Below are 17,771 nucleotides of genomic sequence, written 5' to 3'. Positions count from 1 at the left end.
TTCGAATGCCGCGCTTGCAATCCACATTGCCCCCATGACCGTCTCTGTCGCTCTCGCCCAGATCAACTGCACCGTCGGCGATTTCGCCGGCAATGCTGCCCGCATCGTCGCCGCTGCGCGCGAAGCGCACCAGGCTGGTGCGCGCATTCTGCTCACGCCCGAACTGTCGCTCACGGGCTATCCGCCCGAAGACCTGCTGCTGCGCCCGGCCTTTATCGATGCCAGCGCGCGCGCGCTCGACGCGCTGATCGCCGAACTGGCCGCCTTCCCGGGGTTGCACGTGCTGATCGGGCACCCGCAACTCTCGCTGGAAGCCCCGGCGCCGGGCGTGCTGCCAAAGCCGACGAACAGCGCCACGGTGGTCGCGGACGGCCGCGTGGTCGGCCGGTACAACAAGCTGGAGCTGCCCAACAACGAGGTTTTTGACGAGAAGCGCTACTTCCAGCCCGGCACCGAGCCCTTTGTGTTTGAAGTGGATGGCACGCGCTTCGGCGTCGTCATCTGCGAAGACGCCTGGTATGCCACGGCCACGGCCTACGCCAAGGCCGCCGGCGCGCAGGTTGTGCTGATCCCCAATGCCTCGCCGTACCACCTCGACAAGGAAGACCTGCGCGAACGGATCATTGGTGACCGGGTGAAGGAATCGGGCTTGCCGCATGTGTATGCGAACCTGGTCGGCGGGCAGGATGAGCTCGTCTTCGATGGCGGCTCGTTCGTGCTTGATGCCGAAGGCAACGTCGTCGTGCGGATGGGGCAGTTTGTGGAGGGCGTCGGCTACGCGCAGTTCGACGGCGGACGCGCGCTGCCGGGCACGATCGTGCCGGAAGCTCCGCTTGAAGCCCGGGTGTACGAGGCGCTCAAGCTGGGCGTGCGCGATTACCTCGGCAAGAATGGCTTCCCGGGCGCGATCATCGGCTTGTCGGGTGGCGTCGATTCAGCGTTGGTGCTGGCGATTGCCGTCGATGCGCTGGGCGCCGATCGCGTGCGCGCGGTGATGATGCCCTCGCGTTACACGGCAGATATCTCGTGGGTGGATGCCCGCGACATGGCGGCCCGCCTGGGCGTGCAGTACGACGAAATCGCCATCAGCCCGATGTTCGACGCATTCAAGGGCGCGTTGGCGGAGGAGTTCCGCGGGCTGCCCGAAGATGCGACGGAAGAGAACATCCAGGCGCGCATTCGCGGCACGCTGCTGATGGCGCTGTCCAACAAGAGCGGCCGGATCGTGCTGACGACCGGCAACAAGAGCGAAATGGCGGTCGGCTATTGCACCTTGTACGGTGACATGGCCGGCGGTTTTGCCGTCATCAAGGACATCTTCAAGACGCTGGTCTACCGGCTGTGCCGCTACCGCAATGCGTTGTCGGAAGTGATTCCGGAGCGCATCCTGACCCGCGCGCCGTCGGCCGAACTGCGCGAGAACCAAACTGACCAGGACAGCCTGCCCGAATACGACGCGCTCGACGCCATCGTGCAGCGCTATATGGAGCAGAACCAGCCAGTGGCCGACATCATCGCTGCAGGGTTTGCCGAGGCCGACGTGCAGAAGATCGTGCGCCTCATCAAGATCAACGAGTACAAGCGGCGTCAGGCGCCAGTGGGCATCCGCGTGACGCAGCGGGCGTTCGGGCGCGACTGGCGGTATCCGATCACGTCGCGCTTCAAAGAATAGGCCGCCGCCATGCTCGACTACTACGCCAAGCGCGCTCCCGAATACGAGCGCATCTATACGAAGCCCGAGCGGCAGGGCGATCTGGCGTGGTTGAAGGCGCGCGTGCGCGAGCTGACGCGCGGCGCGCGGGTGCTGGATCTGGCATGCGGCACCGGTTTCTGGACCGAAGCGATGACGGAAGCGCGCAGCATCGTCGGCGCGGATTTCAACGACACCGTGCTGCGCATCGCGCGCGGCAAGGGCATCCCCGGAGCGTCGTTTGTGCGTGCCGACAATGACGCGCTGCCGTTTGCGCCGGGCACATTCGACGTGATGACGGCAGGTTGCTGGTGGTCGCATGTGCCGTTGCAGGACTTGCGCCAGCACGTCGAAGGGCTGCACCGCGCGCTTGGACCGGGCGTGCGTGTCCTGTGGTTCGATAACCAGTATGTGTTCGGCTCAAGCACGCCCATCGCCTACAACGACGAACATGGCAACACGTGGCAGCGCCGCCCCTTGCGCGACGGCAGCGAGCACGATGTGCTGAAGAACTTTCCCGACGATCCGACGCTGCTGCAGACCGTGGCCGGCATCGCCCAGGATGTGCGCATTAACCGGCTCCAGTATTATTGGACGCTTGAATACTTCACCAACTAGTGAGCGAGACACCATGAAACAAATCACCGCCATCATCAAGCCCTTCAAACTGGACGAAGTGCGCGAGTCGCTCGCCGACGTGGGGGTGACCGGCCTGACCGTCACCGAGGTCAAGGGTTTTGGCCGTCAGAAGGGCCACACCGAGCTGTATCGGGGTGCGGAATACGTGGTCGACTTCCTGCCGAAGATCAAGATCGAGGTGGTGGTGGCCGAGAGCCAGGTCGAAAACGTGATCGACACCATCGTCAAGGCGGCCAAGACCGGCAAGATCGGCGACGGCAAGATTTTCGTGATGCCGGTGGAGCAGGTGATCCGCATCCGCACCGGCGAGAAGGACGAAGCAGCGGTCTGAAGCCGCGGCCCGTGGCCGGCGCGCTCGCGCCGGTCAGCGCTGATCAACGCGGCAGGGTGATGTTCCAGCGCAGCGTGGCCAGCCGCCCGATCACGATCGCCAGCGTTGCGATCACCACGGACACGCTCGGAAGCAAGTCCGTGTGCGTCAGCCCGACGTAAAGGAAGCACCCGAGAAACGCGCACGTTGCGTACGGGTGATTGTCCCGCAGCAGCATCGGCACTTCATTGCAGACCACGTCGCGCAGCAGGCCGCCAAACGCCGCCGTGATCACACCCATCATCACCGACACGAAGATCGGCACACCCGCATCGAGCGCCAGTTGCGTGCCCAGCACGCCAAAGAGCCCCATACCGATAGCGTCGGCCACGATCAGCACGCGATCAGACACCAGTTGGCTGACCAGCCGGATCACCCAGTTGGCGAACAGGCTCATCACGAACAGCGCAAGCAGATATTGCTCGTGCTCGATCCAGTAGAAGGGCCGCCGATCCAGCAATAGATCGCGCAGTGTGCCGCCGCCGAACGCGGTCAGGAATGCCACGATGAACGCGCCCACGGCGTCGAGCCGGCGCCGTTTGGCCTCCGCCAGTCCCGAGACGGCAAACGAGAAGACCGCGAGGATCTCCACCCAGTGCATCACCAACTGCAGGCGGGTCACGTGCATATGCGTGTTGTTCTTGTGATGAGCGGGCGAATGGGAGGATTGGGGTTCAGGAGCCGTGCGGCTGTCGCAGCAGCACCAGCACCGCGCCAGCGCCCCCGGCTGTGTTACGCGGCTCGACAAAAGCGATCACTTCTTCCTTCTGCACCAGCCACGAGCGCACTTTGCCCTTGAGAACGGGCGTTTTGTCGGGCGAGCCGAGGCCCTTGCCGTGGATCACGCGCACACAGCGGACGCCACGCTGTACGGCGCGGCGCAGGAAGGCGGCCAGTGCCTCCCGGGCTTCTTCGCGGCGCATGCCGTGCAGGTCGATCTGGTCTTGCGTGGCCCACTCGCCGCGGCGCAGCTTCTTGAGCACGTCGTCGCCGATGCCGGGGCGGCGGTAGGAAAGCGTGTCGTCGATTTCCAGCAGGTTGTCCACGTCAAATTCATCCGACAGCGAATCGCGCAGCACGGTTTGCTCTTCGGCACGCGAATGCACGGGATCCGGGGCGGGCGGATTGCGCGGATGCTCGACGCGCTTGTTCTGGCGCAGCGCGCTGACCTCGCCGATGCTGGCACGAAACACGTTGGCTTCTTCTGCGGCCTTGCGCGCGGCGGCTTCGGCGCGCTGGCGTTCGGCTTCGCGTGCCTCCGTCTCGTGCTTGAGCTGGTCACGCAGGCCGGCCAGGTCGGTCAGGCTGAGCTTGTTGGCGGGGGAAGAAGCGCGTTTCATGGTGAAGGGCAGGCGTGCACATCGGATGGAGCGTCTGTCGATTATACGAAGGCGCCGCATATGGCAAAACGGCCGATGGTTACCCATCGGCCGCGTTGTTTGCGCCCGGGAAAACCGGGGCGGTGAAGCTTATTCCAGGCTTTCTAGGTAGCGCTGGGCGTCGAGTGCGGCCATGCAACCCGTGCCGGCGCTGGTGATGGCCTGGCGGTAGATGTGGTCCTGCACGTCGCCGGCGGCAAACACGCCCGGGATATTGGTGGCCGTCGCCATGCCGTCCAGGCCGCTCTTCGTGCGGATGTAGCCCGTGTCGTTCATGTCGAGCTGGCCGCGGAAGATGTCGGTGTTCGGCTTGTGGCCGATGGCGATGAACACGCCGGCCACCTTGAGCTCTTCGATCTTGCCTTCGTTCTCGTTCGTACCTTTCAGGCGCGCGCCCGTCACGCCGGAGTCATCGCCCAGGATCTCGTCGAGCACCATGTTGGTCTTGATCGCGATCTTGCCTTTCTTCTCCTGCTCATGCAGGCGGTCGATCAGGATCGGCTCGGCGCGGAACTTGTCGCGGCGGTGGATGAGCGTGACCTTGCTGGCGATGTTGGCCAGGTACAGCGCTTCTTCCACAGCGGTGTTGCCACCGCCCACCACGGCCACTTCCTGGCCCTTGTAGAAGAAGCCGTCGCACGTTGCGCAGGCAGACACGCCACGGCCCGCAAAGGTTTCTTCCGACGGCAGGCCCAGGTATTGGGCCGAAGCGCCGGTGGAGACGATCAGCGCGTCGCAGGTGTATTCACCCGAATCGCCCACGAGGCGGATCGGCTTTTCGTTCAGATGCGCGGTGTGGATGTGGTCGAACAGCACTTCGGTCTTGAACCGCTCGGCGTGCTCCAGGAAGCGCTGCATCAACTCGGGGCCCTGCAGGTGCTCCTTGTCAGCAGGCCAGTTCTCCACGTCGGTGGTGGTCATGAGCTGGCCGCCCTGCGCCAGACCGGTAACCAGCACGGGGTTCAGGTTGGCCCGGGCAGCGTAAATCGCGGCCGTGTAGCCGGCGGGGCCGGAGCCAAGGATCAGCACTTTTGCGTGTTTTGCCATGATGCGTTCTGTGTGTGCGCGGCACGAGGGGTGGAGCGCCGCCGTGCAGGCTAGGTGAGGGTGACGGGCGCCATTATAAAGTGGCACCCCCTCGTCCGCCCGGTTGTAAATTCCAATGGCGGTGATAGGGCCGCGTTACAATCCTTGCCATCGCATTTGTGCTGTCCCAAGCCGCGTGGCCTTACCCAAGCGGCACATCCGTCTCTCCGCGTCTCCCGCATGGCTCGAGCTTCCACCACTCCGACAACCCGCACCGATCCCTCCGCACTGCCGTCCCGCATTGGCCGGCTGCTGGGGGAGGTCCGCTGGTTCCTGTTGCTGGCGGTGACCATCGCCTTCCTGATCATTCTTCTGTCATACAACCGGGCTGACCCCGGTTTCACCCACGCCAGCCAGGTCGACGAGATCCGCAACCTGGGCGGCCGCGTGGGCGCGTGGCTGGCCGATCTCCTGCTGTTTGTCTTTGGCGCGTCCGCCTACTGGTGGGCGGTGCTGCTTGTGCGCAAGGTCTGGCGCGGCTGGCGCGAGCTGATGTCGGACGAACGCCTGCCGCGCACCTCCATGCCGCGTGTTGACGCCAGTGTCACGTGGATCGGCTTTGCGCTCATCCTGGCTTCCAGCATGGGTCTGGAAGCCATCCGCATGTACTCGCTGCACATGAAGCTGCCGCGTGCGCCCGGGGGTGTGCTGGGCGACGTGATCGGCGGGGCGATGCAGCATTCGCTGGGCTTTACCGGCGGCACGCTGGCGCTGCTGTTCACGTTCCTGGTCGGGCTGTCGCTGTTCTTCCATTTTTCGTGGCTGAACCTGGCCGAGCAGATCGGCGCGGGCGTCGAGATGCTGTTCGTCGGCTTCAAGACGCGCCGCGAAAGCAAACAGGACCGGGCCATTGGTGAGGCAGCCAAGGTCGAGCGCGAAGAAGTGGTCGAAACCCGCCGTGTGCGCATTGAAGAATCGCCGCCGGTGCAGATCGTGCGTCCGACCGCCGTGGTCAAGAGCGAGCGCGTGGAGCGCGAGAAGCAGCAGCCGCTGTTTGTCGACATTCACGATTCCGACCTGCCGCCGCTCGCGTTGCTCGACCCGATTCCGCCGGTTGTGGAAACCGTGAGCGCCGAGACGCTGGAATTCACGTCTCGCCTCATCGAGAAGAAGCTCAAGGATTTTGGCGTGGAAGTGCAGGTGGTGGCGGCCTATCCGGGGCCGGTCATCACGCGCTATGAGATCGAGCCTGCCACAGGCGTGAAGGGCAGCCAGATCGTCAACCTCGCCAAGGATCTGGCGCGTTCGCTGTCGCTGGTGTCGATCCGCGTGGTGGAGACGATTCCGGGCAAGAACTACATGGGCTTGGAGCTGCCGAATCCGAAGCGTCAGGCGGTGCGCCTGTCGGAGATTCTCGGCTCGCAGGTCTACAACGAGAGCGCATCGCAGCTCACGCTGGCACTGGGCAAGGACATCGCCGGCAAGCCGGTGGTGGCCGACTTGGCCAAGATGCCGCACTGCATGGTGGCCGGCACCACGGGCTCCGGCAAGTCGGTCGGCATCAACGCGATGATCCTGTCGCTGCTGTACAAAGCCAAGGCCGATGCGGTGCGCCTGATCCTGATCGACCCGAAGATGCTGGAGCTGAGCATCTACGAAGGCATTCCGCACCTGCTGTGCCCGGTCGTTACCGATATGCGTCAGGCTGGCCACGCGCTCAACTGGGCCGTGGGCGAGATGGAGCGCCGCTACAAGCTCATGAGCAAGATGGGCGTGCGCAACCTGGCGGGCTTCAACAAGAAGATCGAAGAAGCTGCAGCGCGTGAAGAGAAGATTCCCAACCCGTTCAGCCTGACGCCGGACGCGCCGGAGCCGCTCGACAAGTTGCCGATGATCGTCATCGTGATCGACGAACTGGCCGACCTGATGATGGTGGTCGGCAAGAAGGTCGAAGAGCTGATCGCGCGGATTGCCCAGAAGGCGCGTGCTGCCGGTATCCATCTGGTGCTGGCGACGCAGCGTCCGTCGGTGGACGTGATTACGGGCCTGATCAAGGCCAACGTGCCGACGCGGATCGCCTTCCAGGTCAGCAGCAAGATCGACTCGCGCACCATCCTGGACCAGCAGGGCGCCGAAGCGCTGCTGGGCATGGGCGACATGCTGTATCTGGCGCCCGGCACGGGCTTGCCGGTGCGTGTGCACGGCGCGTTCGTCTCAGACGAGGAAGTCCACCGCATCGTCGATAACCTCAAATCGCAAGGCGAGCCGAACTACATCGAGGGCATTCTCGAAGGCGGCGTGGCCGATGGCGAGGGCGGCGGCGATGGTTTTGGCGGCGGCGCGGGACTTGTCGGTGCGGGCGGTGGCGAGGCCGATCCGCTGTACGACCAGGCCGTCGACGTGGTGCTCAAGAATCGCCGCGCGTCGATCTCGCTGGTGCAGCGTCACCTGCGCATCGGTTACAACCGCGCCGCACGCCTGCTCGAAGACATGGAAAAGGCGGGGCTCGTGTCCGCCATGTCAGGCAACGGCAACCGCGAAATCCTGGCGCCCAACCGCAACGGCAACGTCGTCGAAGAGGAATGACGCTGCCCGCATTTGCAGTTACATCGCGTTACCGCGCGGGCGGAATGTTCCGTCGCGGCCGGCCACTAACAACAAGATCAACTGAAACCGGGATTCCTATGTTTGTGTTGAAAGCACGTCACCTGATGGCCGCCGGGCTGGTTTCGCTGGCGGCATGGTCCGCCGGCGCCTATGCGGGCGCGGTCGAACAGCTCAACGCCTTCGTGAGCAACGTCAGCACTGCGCGCGGCGAGTTCGTGCAGCGGCAAGTGAAGGGCGGCACCAACGGCAGCCCGCTGCGCGTGGCCGGCACGTCCAACGGCGATTTCGTCTTCTCGCGCCCGGGCCGCTTTGTCTGGCGCTATGTGAAGCCGTACGAGCAGCAGCTCTCGGCCGACGGCCAGATGCTCTACATCTTCGACAAGGACCTCAACCAGATCACGGAGCGCAAGCTTGATGCGTCGCTGGGTTCCAGCCCCGCCGCCATCCTGTTCGGCAGCAACGACCTGGCCAAGAATTTCACGCTCAAGGAGGGTGGCACCAAGGACGGTATCGACTGGGTCGAACTCACCCCCAAGGCAAAGGACACCCAGTTCGAGCGCATCGCCATCGGCTTTCGCAGCGGCGAGCTGCAGGGGATGGAGCTGCGCGACGCCTTTGGCAACACCACCCTGCTGACGTTCTCGAACATCCAGAAGAATCCGCAACTGCCGGCCAACGTGTTCCGCTTTACGCCGCCCAAAGGGGCTGACGTCATCAAGCAATGACGCGTGCAGGCCGGCGCCGTTGCTGTCCTCGACAAGGAGACCGACCATGCCTTTGCCGTTCACCACGTCGCTGCACCGTGCAGCCGCTGTTGCCGTTACAGCGTCAGCGGCGGCCGTCTTTGCGGGATGCGCCTCCACCGGTGCGTCCCGTTTTGACGTCGATTCGTTCCTCACCGCGCCAGACACGGTGCTGGCCGAGGCCTTGGTCAACAAGGATTTCCTGCACGCGACCGAGCTGCCCGGCGCCGAGTGCAGCGCATTGGTGAAGGGCCACGCCGGGCAGGTCGTGCCGATCCAGGCGCCGGCTGATCCGCGCCTGCCCGAGGCTTCGGCGCGTCAGCCGTTCGTGATTCAGCCGCCGGCCAGCGAGAACGTCTGGCTGCTGCTGCGCTCGCCCAACGGTGCGCAATCGTGTCATGGGCCGCTGCCGGCCAAGGCGTTCATGGGGCTGGTGCAGCGGGCATCGAACTGACGGCTTGCCCGCCTTTTCAGGCGTGGGCCGCTTTCATGTCGGCAATAAAGGCGGCCAGCAGATCATTGCGCCGGGCGTCGCGGCGCACCGCCATGTCAAACGGCACCTCGTAGCGCATGGCTGCAGGTGCCAACGGCGTCAGTAGGCCTTGGGCTACATAGGGCGCCGCAAAGTGCTCTGGCAGGTAGCCTAGGTGCCGGCCCGAAAGCACCAGCATTGCCACCGCTTCCATGTTGTCTGCCACCGCAGTCACCGGCCGCTCGGCCGGCGACCCCGCCGCTTCGGGCAGCGGATAGCTGCGCCACGCCCACGCGTGCGCCAGTGCCTGCGCGGGCGTCACGTCCCCAGCCTTGCTGAACAGCGGATGACCACGCCCCGCATACGCAAGCTGCGTCTCGTGGAAGATCGTCGTGTAGTCCAGCGCCGGCACGCGGTGCCAGAAATAACCGATCGCCATGTGGATCTTGTTGTCGAGCAGCAGTCCTTCCAGCTCCCCGGGCGGGCGTACCGAGACCGTGAAATGCACGGATTCATCGCGTTGCCGAAAGCGCTCGATGGCCTGGCTGATGCGCGCATTCGCATTCACGGGCGCATGGCCGATCAAGCCGAGATTCAACGTTCCGACCAGTGTGCGGCCCACCTTGCGGGCTTCCGCGCTGAAGACGTCGAGCGCACCCAGTAGCTTGCGTGCGGAATCAACGAACCGTTCTCCGCGCGCGGTGAGCCGGAAGCCGCTGCGGCCACGTTCGCATAGCCGATAGCCGAGTCGCGTCTCGAGTGTGGACAGCTGGGTGCTGATGGTCGATTGCCCCACGTTCAGCGTTGCCTGGGCAGGGGTGATGCCGCCCGCGTCAACCACGGCAAGAAACACGCGGATCAGTCGCAGATCAAGATCGGAAGGTTGGCCCAGCACGGCGGTGAATACATCGATTGAAATCGATGTTTAAGTCGGAGATTTCGCATTCTACGCACGAAATCCATCGGCAAAAATGCAGGCTATCTCCACTCATTACATCGCCTGAAGACGATGTGATACTTCGACTGCCATGAACGACTGCGCCAACCTCTTTCAGCCCGCCTCGGGCAATGCCATGCCGCGCTTTGGCGGTATTGCCACCATGATGCGGCTGCCTGCCGCAGCGTCAGCGGCGGGGCTGGACGCCTGCTTTGTCGGCGTGCCGTTCGACCTGGGCACGTCCAACCGCAACGGTGCGCGGCTCGGGCCACGGCAGATCCGCTCAGAATCCGTCCTCCTGCGGCCGTACAACATGGCCACGCGCGCCGCGCCGTTCGACTCGCTGCGCGTGGCCGACATCGGCGACGTGCCGACCAACCCTTACAACCTGCATGACTCGATCGCGCGCATCGAGGCGGCTTACCGGGAGATCATCGCCGGTGGCTGCCGCCCGATCGGCCTGGGCGGTGATCACACCATCACGCTGCCCATCCTGCGCACCATGCATGCCAAATACGGCCGCATTGGCCTGATCCACGTCGATGCGCATGCCGACGTCAACGACACCATGTTCGGCGAGAAGATCGCGCACGGCACGCCATTTCGCCGCGCGGTGGAAGAAGGGCTCCTCGATTGCAACCGCGTGGCGCAGATCGGGCTGCGCGGGACCGGCTACGAGGCCGAAGATTTCGACTGGTGCCGCGAACAGGGCTTTCGCGTGGTAACGGCCGAGGAATGCTGGCACCGATCGCTCGTGCCGCTCATGGAAGAGGTGCGCGCTCGCGTGCAGGGCGGCCCGGTCTACATCAGCTTCGACATCGACGGTATCGACCCCGCCTATGCGCCGGGTACCGGCACGCCGGAGATTGGCGGCCTGACCGTGCCGCAAGCGCTGGAGATCGTGCGCGGCGCACGCGGTCTCGACATCGTCGGTGCAGATCTCGTCGAGGTGTCCCCGCCGTATGACCCGTTCGGGACGACGGCGCTGCTTGGCGCCAATCTCGCGTTCGAGCTGCTGTGCGTACTACCGGGCGTCGAATACCGCGCCTGACGCGATACCCACAAAAACGGAGAGGAGACCCATGCAGACAACGCAATCGACGGCCCAGCCGCGCCGTGCGGCGATGGCATCGTTCATCGGCACCACGATCGAGTGGTACGACTTCTACAGCTACGCCACGGCGGCGGCGCTTGTCTTCGGGCCGCTGTTCTTCCCGGGAGAGAACCGCTTGCTGGGGCTGCTGGCCTCGTTCGGCTCGTTCGCCATCGGCTTCCTCGCCCGGCCCATCGGCGGCGTGCTGTTCGGCCGCATCGGCGACAAGCTCGGCCGCAAGCGCGCGCTCATGGGCACGCTCACCCTCATGGCCGTCGCCACCGTGCTGATCGGTTGTCTGCCCACCTATGCGCAGGCCGGGTGGATTGCGCCGGTCGCGCTGGTGGCGTTGCGTGTGTTGCAAGGCATTGCCGTGGGCGGCGAGTGGGGCGGCGCGGTGCTGCTGGCCGGCGAGCATGCGCCGAAAGGCCGGCGTACGTTCTTCGCTTCGTTCGCCCAGCTTGGCAGCGCCGGTGGCCTGATCCTGTCGATGCTGGCGTTCTCGGCCGTCAGCCGGCTCGAGCCGGAAGCCTTCCTGGCGTGGGGCTGGCGCCTGCCATTCCTGGCGAGTGCCGTGCTGCTGGCCGTGGGCTTTGTGATCCGCATGTCGGTCAATGAATCGCCGGAGTTCGAGGCGATGCGGGCCTCCGGCGACGTGGCGAAGCAGCCGCTGGCGGAGGCGCTCAAGGCATGGCCGCTGATCGCGCTGGCCATTGGCGCCAACGTGTACGGCATCGCTGGCGTCTACTTCAGCAACATCTTCATGATTTCGTATGCCACGCAGTATCTGCAGCTCAGTCGCGCGATGATTCTCGACTGCATGTTCTGGGTGGCCGTGCTGCAGTTCTTCGTGCAGCTCGGCGCAGCCACGCTGGCCGACCGTTTCGGGGCGCGCCGCATGCTGGTCGTTCTCGCTGCCTTCGCGGTGGTCGTACCGTTCATCATGCTTCCGCTGGTCCGCATGGGCGAGGCGCACACCGTGTTTGCAGGGGTGGCCATCGCCACGCTGGCCGAGTCCGGCTATTACGCGATCATTGCGGGCTTTGTCAGCGGCATGTTTGCGGCGCGCATCCGCTATACGGCGATCTCGTTGTCGTATCAAGTCTGCGGCGCATTTGCTGGCGGCCTGACACCGCTGCTTGCCACGGTGCTTGCAGATCGCTTCTTCCCACTGTGGTGGCCCATGGCGGTTTTCTATGCCGGCTTTGCGGCGCTGTCTCTGGTGTGCGTTGTGTGGATCGGCCGGGCCCGACTGATCGCCGGGGAATCGGCATTGGACACACGCACCGCCTGATCCGCCGTGGAAACCGGTCGGCCGGCGGATTCTGCGACAATCCCCGCATGAACGCTTCCGCATCTCTCTTTCCGGACGCGCCCGCCCACATGCCGCTGGCCGAGCGCCTTCGCCCGCATTCTGTCGACGAAGTGATCGGCCAGCAGCATCTGCTCGGGCCGGGCAAGCCGCTGCGCGTGGCCTTCGCTTCTGGCGAGCCGCATTCGATGATCCTCTGGGGCCCGCCCGGCGTTGGAAAGACCACGCTGGCCCGATTGATGGCCGACGCGTTTGATGCGGAATTCATCGCGCTGTCGGCCGTGCTCTCCGGGGTGAAGGACATTCGCGAGGCCGTCGAGCGCGCAGAGCAATTCCGCGCCAATGGCCGCCGCACGCTCGTGTTCGTCGACGAAGTTCATCGCTTCAACAAAAGCCAGCAAGACGCATTTCTACCGCACGTGGAAAGCGGGCTGTTCACCTTCATCGGCGCGACGACGGAGAACCCCTCGTTCGAGGTGAACGGTGCATTGCTCTCGCGTGCCGCGGTGTATGTGCTCAAGAGCCTGTCTGACGATGAGCTCAAGCAGTTGGCCGAACGGGCGCGCCAGGAGCTGGGCGGATTGGATTGGGCGCCCACCGCAGTCGACGCCATCGTCGCCTCCGCCGATGGCGATGGCCGCAAGCTGCTCAACAACATTGAAATCGTCACGCGCGCCGCGCGTTCGCAGGCTGAGGGCGATGCGGTTCCGGTGGTCGACGAGGCACTGCTGGCATCGGCGTTATCGGAAAACCTGCGCCGCTTCGACAAGGGCGGTGACGCCTTCTACGACCAGATCAGTGCGCTGCATAAATCCGTGCGTGGGTCTGATCCGGACGGCGCGCTTTACTGGTTCTGCCGCATGCTCGACGGTGGCGCCGACCCGCGCTATCTCGCACGCCGCATCGTGCGCATGGCGTGGGAAGACATTGGGCTGGCTGATCCGCGTGCCGGGCGCATCACGCTCGACGCGGCGGAAACGTACGAGCGTCTGGGCTCACCGGAAGGCGAGCTGGCGTTGGCCCAGGCCGTCATCTACCTGGCCATCGCACCGAAATCGAACGCCGGCTACAACGCCTACAACGCCGCGCGCGCCTTCGTCAGCCAGGACAAGTCGCGCAACGTGCCCGTGCACCTGCGCAATGCGCCGACCAAGCTGATGAAAGAACTCGGCTACGGCCACGCCTACCGCTACGCGCATGACGAGCCCGAGGCCTACGCCGCCGGCGAAACCTACTTCCCCGACGATTTGCCCCCGCAGAACTGGTACGTGCCGACGCCGCGTGGCCTGGAAGGCAAGATCGGTGAGAAGCTGCGGCACCTGCGCGAGCTGGATGCGCAGTGGCATGCCGAGCAGGACAAATCCGCTCGCAACAAATAATCCCGACGGGCCGGTACGATAAAATCGGCGTTTTCGATCGTTCAGATCGCTCGCCATCTTCGGTTTCCTTTTTCCCACCATGCTTGATATCCAACTGCTGCGCAAAGACATCGATGCCGTCGCCGCGCGCCTCAAAGATCGTGGCTACGTGCTCGACGTGGCCGGCTTTGCCGCGCTCGAAGCGGAACGCAAGGCCATCCAGACCCGCACCGAAGAGCTGCAGGCCCGCCGCAACAGTCTGTCCAAGCAGATTGGCATGCTCAAGGGCAAGGGCGAGGATGCATCTGGCGTGATGGCTGAGGTGTCGGGCATTGGCGACGAGTTGAAGGCGTCTGCCGCGCAACTCGACGTGGTACAGGCCAAGATGCAGGACCTGATGCTGTCGATCCCGAACCTGCCGCACGAAAGCGTGCCGGCCGGCCGCGATGAAACGCAGAACGTGGAAGTGCGTCGCGAAGGCACGCCGCGCGCATTCGACTTTCCGGTGAAGGACCACGTGGACCTGGGCGCCGCATTGGGGCTGGATTTTGACGCGGGTGCCAAGCTGTCGGGCGCGCGATTCACTGTCCTGAAAGGGCAGGTGGCGCGTCTGCATCGTGCGCTCGCGCAGTTCATGCTCGACACGCACACGCTGGAGCACGGCTACACCGAGGCGTACGTGCCGTACATCGTCAACGCCGCGTCGATGCGTGGCACCGGCCAGTTGCCGAAGTTCGAGGAAGACCTGTTCCGCGTGCCGCGCAAGATGGGGCACAGCGCCGAAGGGGAAGACGGCGAGCGTGTCGAGAACTTCTACCTGATCCCGACCGCAGAGGTCCCGCTGACGAACCTCGTGCGCGATGAGATCGTTGCTGCGGACGCCTTGCCGATGATGTTTGCGGCGCATTCGCCGTGCTTCCGTTCGGAGGCCGGTTCGTACGGCAAGGACACGCGCGGCATGATCCGCCAGCACCAGTTCGACAAAGTCGAGATGGTGCAGATCGTGCAGCCCGAAGCCTCGGCCGCCGCGCTGGACGCCATGACCAACTGCGCCGAGAACATCCTGCGCAAGCTGGAACTGCCGTTCCGCACCGTCGTACTGTGCACGGGCGACATGGGCTTCGGCAGCACCAAGACGTACGACATCGAGGTGTGGATCCCGGCGCAGAACACGTACCGCGAGATCAGCTCGTGCTCGAACATGGGCGACTTCCAGGCGCGCCGCATGCAAGCGCGTTTCCGCAACGCGCAGGGCAAGCCGGAGCTGGTGCACACGCTCAACGGTTCGGGCCTCGCCGTGGGCCGTACGCTGGTGGCCGTGCTGGAGAACTACCAGAACGCGGATGGCTCGGTCACGGTGCCGACGGTACTGCGCCCGTATCTGGGCGGCCAGGAAGTGCTGAAACCGGCAGTTTGATGAGTTATGCCGACCCCCTTGATCGGGCCGGAAAAACTTTGTTATACTCGCGGTTTCGCGATTCAGCGACCCAGTTACCGGAGAGGTGGCAGAGTGGTCGAATGTACCTGACTCGAAATCAGGCGTACCGGCGACGGTACCGTGGGTTCGAATCCCACCCTCTCCGCCAGCAGTAGCAAAAGCCCCTTGGTTTTCCGACCAAGGGGCTTTTTGTTTGGCGTCTGGATTTCGTCTGGCGAAACGGCGTCGCCACCGGCGGTCACGCCGCGCGGCCGGCCGCCCGGGCCAACATGTTTTCGATCTGCTGGTCCTTCTCTTCCCAGAGCTGGGCGAGCCAGCGGTGGAAATCGCTACGGAAGGCGGCGTCGGTGCTGTAGTCGTGCGTGCAGAAATCCGGCGGGATCGGCAGCTCGCGGATATGCACCATGACCCGGCCGGCCTGGCCGGAGGCCAATTGCCAGAAGCTCGGTGTGCCGTCCGGATAGGCAATGCTGATATCGAGCAGCGACTGGAACCGTCCGCCCATGGCGTTGAGCGTCAACGCCAGGGCGCCGGCCTTCGGCTTGAGCAAATGGCGATAGGGGGACGACTGCGTCCGGTGCTTTGCCGGTGTGTACCGCGTGCCTTCGGCAAAGTTCATGACGCTGGTCGGCACATGGGCGAACTTGGCGCACGCGCGACGCGTGGTTTCGCGGTCTTGATTGCGCAGCTCGGGGTGTTTGCGCAGCGCCGCTTTGGTGTGCCGACGCATGAACGGGAAATCCAGCGCCCACCAGGCCAGGCCGATGACCGGCACGTAGATCAGCTGCTGCTTGAGGAAGAACTTGAGCAGCGGGATTCGCCGGTTCAACACCCGCTGCAGCACAAAGATGTCCACCCAAGACCGATGGTTGCAGTTGACGAGGTACCAGCCCGCGTAGCGCAGGTTGTCGGCGCCTTCCACGCTCCACGGCTCGCGTTGCAGTACGCCGATCCAGGCATTGTTGCAACCGATCCAGCACGTGGCGACCCAGTTGAGCATGGGGTCGATCCGGCGGCGGACGGCCGCTGCCGGCACCAGCAGCTTGAACGCCGAGAGCGTGAACAGTGGCACGCTCCAGAACAGCGTGTTCAGGGCCAGCAGGATTGAGCTGAGCATGCCCAGTACAAAGGCAGGCAGGACGCGAATCAAGGCACCTCCAATGAGCGCTGCCGGGTGGCTCCGGCAGACAGGAATCGTGATGTTGACGATACGTGAGCGTAGCGCGGTTCGGCCGGCCCGACCATGCGCTGCGTCAGGATTCACGCTATGTACCTGAGGGCGAAAAAAAAACCCTTGGCGTTGGCCAAGGGTTTTTCCTGCTCAGGTCCAGCTCAGAACGAATGCTTCAGCCCCACACCTGCCAGCACCGTCTTGGCGCCCGGCGCGGTGCCGCCTGCAACGATCGACGTCTTGAGGCTCTCCAGCGGGTCGGCCGCGCCCACCGCGCCCGCATTCACGTACACGAGCTGCGCATACAGCGTGGTGCGTTTGGAGAATGCGTAGTCGTTGCTCAGCACGACCGACTTGGTCGAGCTGTCGTGGGCGCTGCTTTCGTACTTGCTGTAGTAGCCGGCCAGCGTGGCGGTATTGGCGGGGCTCCACTTGTAGTCGAGCCCGACGCCGATCGATTTGACGTCCGATACGCGTTGCCCGGTCGGCGCATTGTTGGTCACGCCGATGTAGTTCACCCGGCCCGTGAAGGCATTGAACGGCACGGCCACACCTGCGCTCCACAAGCGGCTGAGGGTCTCGCCTGTGCCGCTGTCCGCGGTTGACTGATAGCCGAGGCCGACTGTGACCGGGCCCGTATACGTGGCACCCAGCGACAGCTCATTGCCGCGCTTGAAGCTACCGGCGGTCTCGCCAAATGAATAGGCAACGCCCAGCCACACCGGGCCGAAGTTGTTGGAGTACTGCAGTGCATTGCCAATGAACACGCCGACGTCGTTGCCGGGGTTGGTGCCAGCGCCCATCGCGTTGCCCGGTGCGGGCAGTTGGTTGTATGCCCAGCCGTACAGATTCGAGAACTGCTCTTTGAAGCCGCGCGCTTCGGTGCCGATCGTGCCGATGAGCGCGGGGCTGTACTGGCGCCCCAGCGTGATCGCGCCCCAGTTGCCGCTGAGTCCAACGTTCGCTTGCCGGCGGAACAGCTCCGAGCTGAAGCCCGGGCCGGTGGTGAGCGTGCCCGTGTCGCTGCTGAAATGCCCTTCGAGGTTGAAGTTGGCCTTCATGCCGCTGCCCAGGTCTTCCGATCCCTTGAGGCCCCAGATGCTTGGGCTGATGCCGCCCGAATGCATTTCCGTGATGCTGCCGCCGGCTGCGCTGCGGTTTTGATACTGGAGTCCGGCATCGACTGTGCCGTAGATCGTGACCGACGATTGTGCGATGGCGCCGCTCGCTGCGCAGCCGAGGGCGGCAGCAAGGGCGGTCAGTACGCAGGGTCGAAGGCGTGTGTTCTGCATGTTGTCTCCGTATTGTCGTTGTGTGATGCGTCTATGGAATTGGCTCGGACGCATGCGGTGTTGGCGCCAAACACGCGGGGCGCGCGCTCAACGTCGGCGGAACTTTGCAATATGCGTACCACGACGTTCGCCGCGCATTGCACGGAGTTGCAGTCCGTTGCTTAACGTTTGCGGATGCCCGCGGCTGTTTGTGTGATGTGGCGTGGCGGGACAGTTGATGCAACACATGTCCGCTCTCTGTTGC

General features: G+C 64.4%; 16 protein-coding genes and 1 tRNA gene. 11 read left to right on the top strand and 6 right to left on the bottom strand.

Features of this window, described 5'->3' with window-relative positions:
• Nucleotides 1-34: 34 nt before the first annotated feature.
• Genes ACU8YE_RS09340 through ACU8YE_RS09330 form a run of 3 tightly spaced genes read left to right on the top strand, consistent with a single transcriptional unit; the run spans nucleotide 35 to nucleotide 2,660 of the window.
• A complete protein-coding gene (locus ACU8YE_RS09340) occupies nucleotides 35-1,672 on the top strand; it encodes an NAD+ synthase (RefSeq protein ID WP_446928566.1) in 1,638 nt (545 codons plus the stop codon).
• Between the two features lie 9 nt (nucleotides 1,673-1,681).
• Nucleotides 1,682-2,308 (top strand): class I SAM-dependent methyltransferase, encoded by a 627-nt coding sequence (locus tag ACU8YE_RS09335; protein WP_446928565.1) that lies wholly within the window; start codon nucleotides 1,682-1,684, stop codon nucleotides 2,306-2,308.
• A gap of 13 nt (nucleotides 2,309-2,321) precedes the next feature.
• Nucleotides 2,322-2,660: a P-II family nitrogen regulator gene (locus tag ACU8YE_RS09330; protein ID WP_004631293.1), complete on the top strand. Its 339-nt coding sequence runs from the start codon at nucleotides 2,322-2,324 to the stop codon at nucleotides 2,658-2,660.
• A gap of 43 nt (nucleotides 2,661-2,703) precedes the next feature.
• On the opposite strand, the gene ACU8YE_RS09325 is transcribed toward ACU8YE_RS09330, so the two are convergent.
• From ACU8YE_RS09325 to trxB, 3 genes are all read right to left on the bottom strand, one after another.
• Nucleotides 2,704-3,327, bottom strand: a complete 624-nt coding sequence (locus ACU8YE_RS09325; RefSeq protein ID WP_446928564.1) for a trimeric intracellular cation channel family protein — start codon at nucleotides 3,325-3,327, stop codon at nucleotides 2,704-2,706.
• 46 nt (nucleotides 3,328-3,373) lie between these two features.
• Nucleotides 3,374-4,039: a Smr/MutS family protein gene (locus ACU8YE_RS09320; protein ID WP_260801960.1), complete on the bottom strand. Its 666-nt coding sequence runs from the start codon at nucleotides 4,037-4,039 to the stop codon at nucleotides 3,374-3,376.
• A 129-nt stretch (nucleotides 4,040-4,168) separates the two neighbouring features.
• Nucleotides 4,169-5,125 carry a thioredoxin-disulfide reductase gene (gene trxB / locus ACU8YE_RS09315; protein WP_232040706.1) on the bottom strand — a complete coding sequence of 319 codons (957 nt, stop codon included), beginning with the start codon at nucleotides 5,123-5,125 and terminating at the stop codon, nucleotides 4,169-4,171.
• Between the two features lie 219 nt (nucleotides 5,126-5,344).
• Here trxB and ACU8YE_RS09310 point away from each other — a divergent pair, with 219 nt between their 5' ends.
• The 3 genes from ACU8YE_RS09310 to ACU8YE_RS09300 all read left to right on the top strand — a co-directional run bounded on the left by ACU8YE_RS09310 (nucleotide 5,345) and on the right by ACU8YE_RS09300 (nucleotide 8,908).
• Entirely contained in the window at nucleotides 5,345-7,690 is a 2,346-nt protein-coding gene (locus ACU8YE_RS09310; protein WP_440839452.1) for a DNA translocase FtsK 4TM domain-containing protein, read from the top strand.
• 98 nt (nucleotides 7,691-7,788) lie between these two features.
• A complete protein-coding gene (gene lolA, locus ACU8YE_RS09305; protein WP_440076131.1) occupies nucleotides 7,789-8,436 on the top strand; it encodes an outer membrane lipoprotein chaperone LolA in 648 nt (215 codons plus the stop codon).
• Nucleotides 8,437-8,482: 46 nt separating this feature from the next.
• Nucleotides 8,483-8,908, top strand: coding sequence for a hypothetical protein (locus ACU8YE_RS09300; RefSeq protein WP_446928563.1), 426 nt, complete (start codon nucleotides 8,483-8,485; stop codon nucleotides 8,906-8,908).
• Between the two features lie 16 nt (nucleotides 8,909-8,924).
• Here ACU8YE_RS09300 and ACU8YE_RS09295 read toward each other — a convergent pair whose 3' ends face one another.
• On the bottom strand, nucleotides 8,925-9,821 hold the full coding sequence (locus ACU8YE_RS09295) for a LysR substrate-binding domain-containing protein (protein ID WP_440076130.1): 897 nt from the start codon (nucleotides 9,819-9,821) through the stop codon (nucleotides 8,925-8,927).
• A 133-nt stretch (nucleotides 9,822-9,954) separates the two neighbouring features.
• Here ACU8YE_RS09295 and speB point away from each other — a divergent pair, with 133 nt between their 5' ends.
• The 5 genes from speB (at nucleotide 9,955) to ACU8YE_RS09270 (ending at nucleotide 15,212) form a co-directional block, all read left to right on the top strand.
• Complete coding sequence (gene speB / locus ACU8YE_RS09290) at nucleotides 9,955-10,914, top strand: agmatinase (RefSeq protein ID WP_446928562.1); 960 nt, start codon at nucleotides 9,955-9,957, stop codon at nucleotides 10,912-10,914.
• Nucleotides 10,915-10,945: 31 nt separating this feature from the next.
• The gene (locus tag ACU8YE_RS09285) at nucleotides 10,946-12,250 is read left to right on the top strand and encodes an MFS transporter (RefSeq protein WP_446928561.1); all 1,305 of its coding nucleotides are present in this window, start codon (nucleotides 10,946-10,948) and stop codon (nucleotides 12,248-12,250) included.
• Between the two features lie 89 nt (nucleotides 12,251-12,339).
• Nucleotides 12,340-13,647, top strand: coding sequence for a replication-associated recombination protein A (locus tag ACU8YE_RS09280; protein ID WP_446928616.1), 1,308 nt, complete (start codon nucleotides 12,340-12,342; stop codon nucleotides 13,645-13,647).
• 79 nt (nucleotides 13,648-13,726) lie between these two features.
• Nucleotides 13,727-15,043, top strand: coding sequence for a serine--tRNA ligase (gene serS, locus ACU8YE_RS09275; RefSeq protein WP_232040699.1), 1,317 nt, complete (start codon nucleotides 13,727-13,729; stop codon nucleotides 15,041-15,043).
• Between the two features lie 79 nt (nucleotides 15,044-15,122).
• A tRNA-Ser gene (locus tag ACU8YE_RS09270) sits at nucleotides 15,123-15,212 on the top strand.
• 90 nt (nucleotides 15,213-15,302) lie between these two features.
• Here the strand turns inward: ACU8YE_RS09270 and ACU8YE_RS09265 are convergent.
• Together ACU8YE_RS09265 and ACU8YE_RS09260 are read right to left on the bottom strand one after the other, a co-directional pair.
• Nucleotides 15,303-16,214 carry an acyltransferase gene (locus ACU8YE_RS09265; RefSeq protein WP_446928560.1) on the bottom strand — a complete coding sequence of 304 codons (912 nt, stop codon included), beginning with the start codon at nucleotides 16,212-16,214 and terminating at the stop codon, nucleotides 15,303-15,305.
• Between the two features lie 182 nt (nucleotides 16,215-16,396).
• Nucleotides 16,397-17,527, bottom strand: coding sequence for a porin (locus tag ACU8YE_RS09260; protein ID WP_232040697.1), 1,131 nt, complete (start codon nucleotides 17,525-17,527; stop codon nucleotides 16,397-16,399).
• Between the last annotated feature and the right edge of the window lie 244 nt (nucleotides 17,528-17,771).

Source organism: Ralstonia sp. VS2407 (genome assembly GCF_052950655.1).
This window is presented reverse-complemented; position numbering and strand designations above follow the sequence as displayed.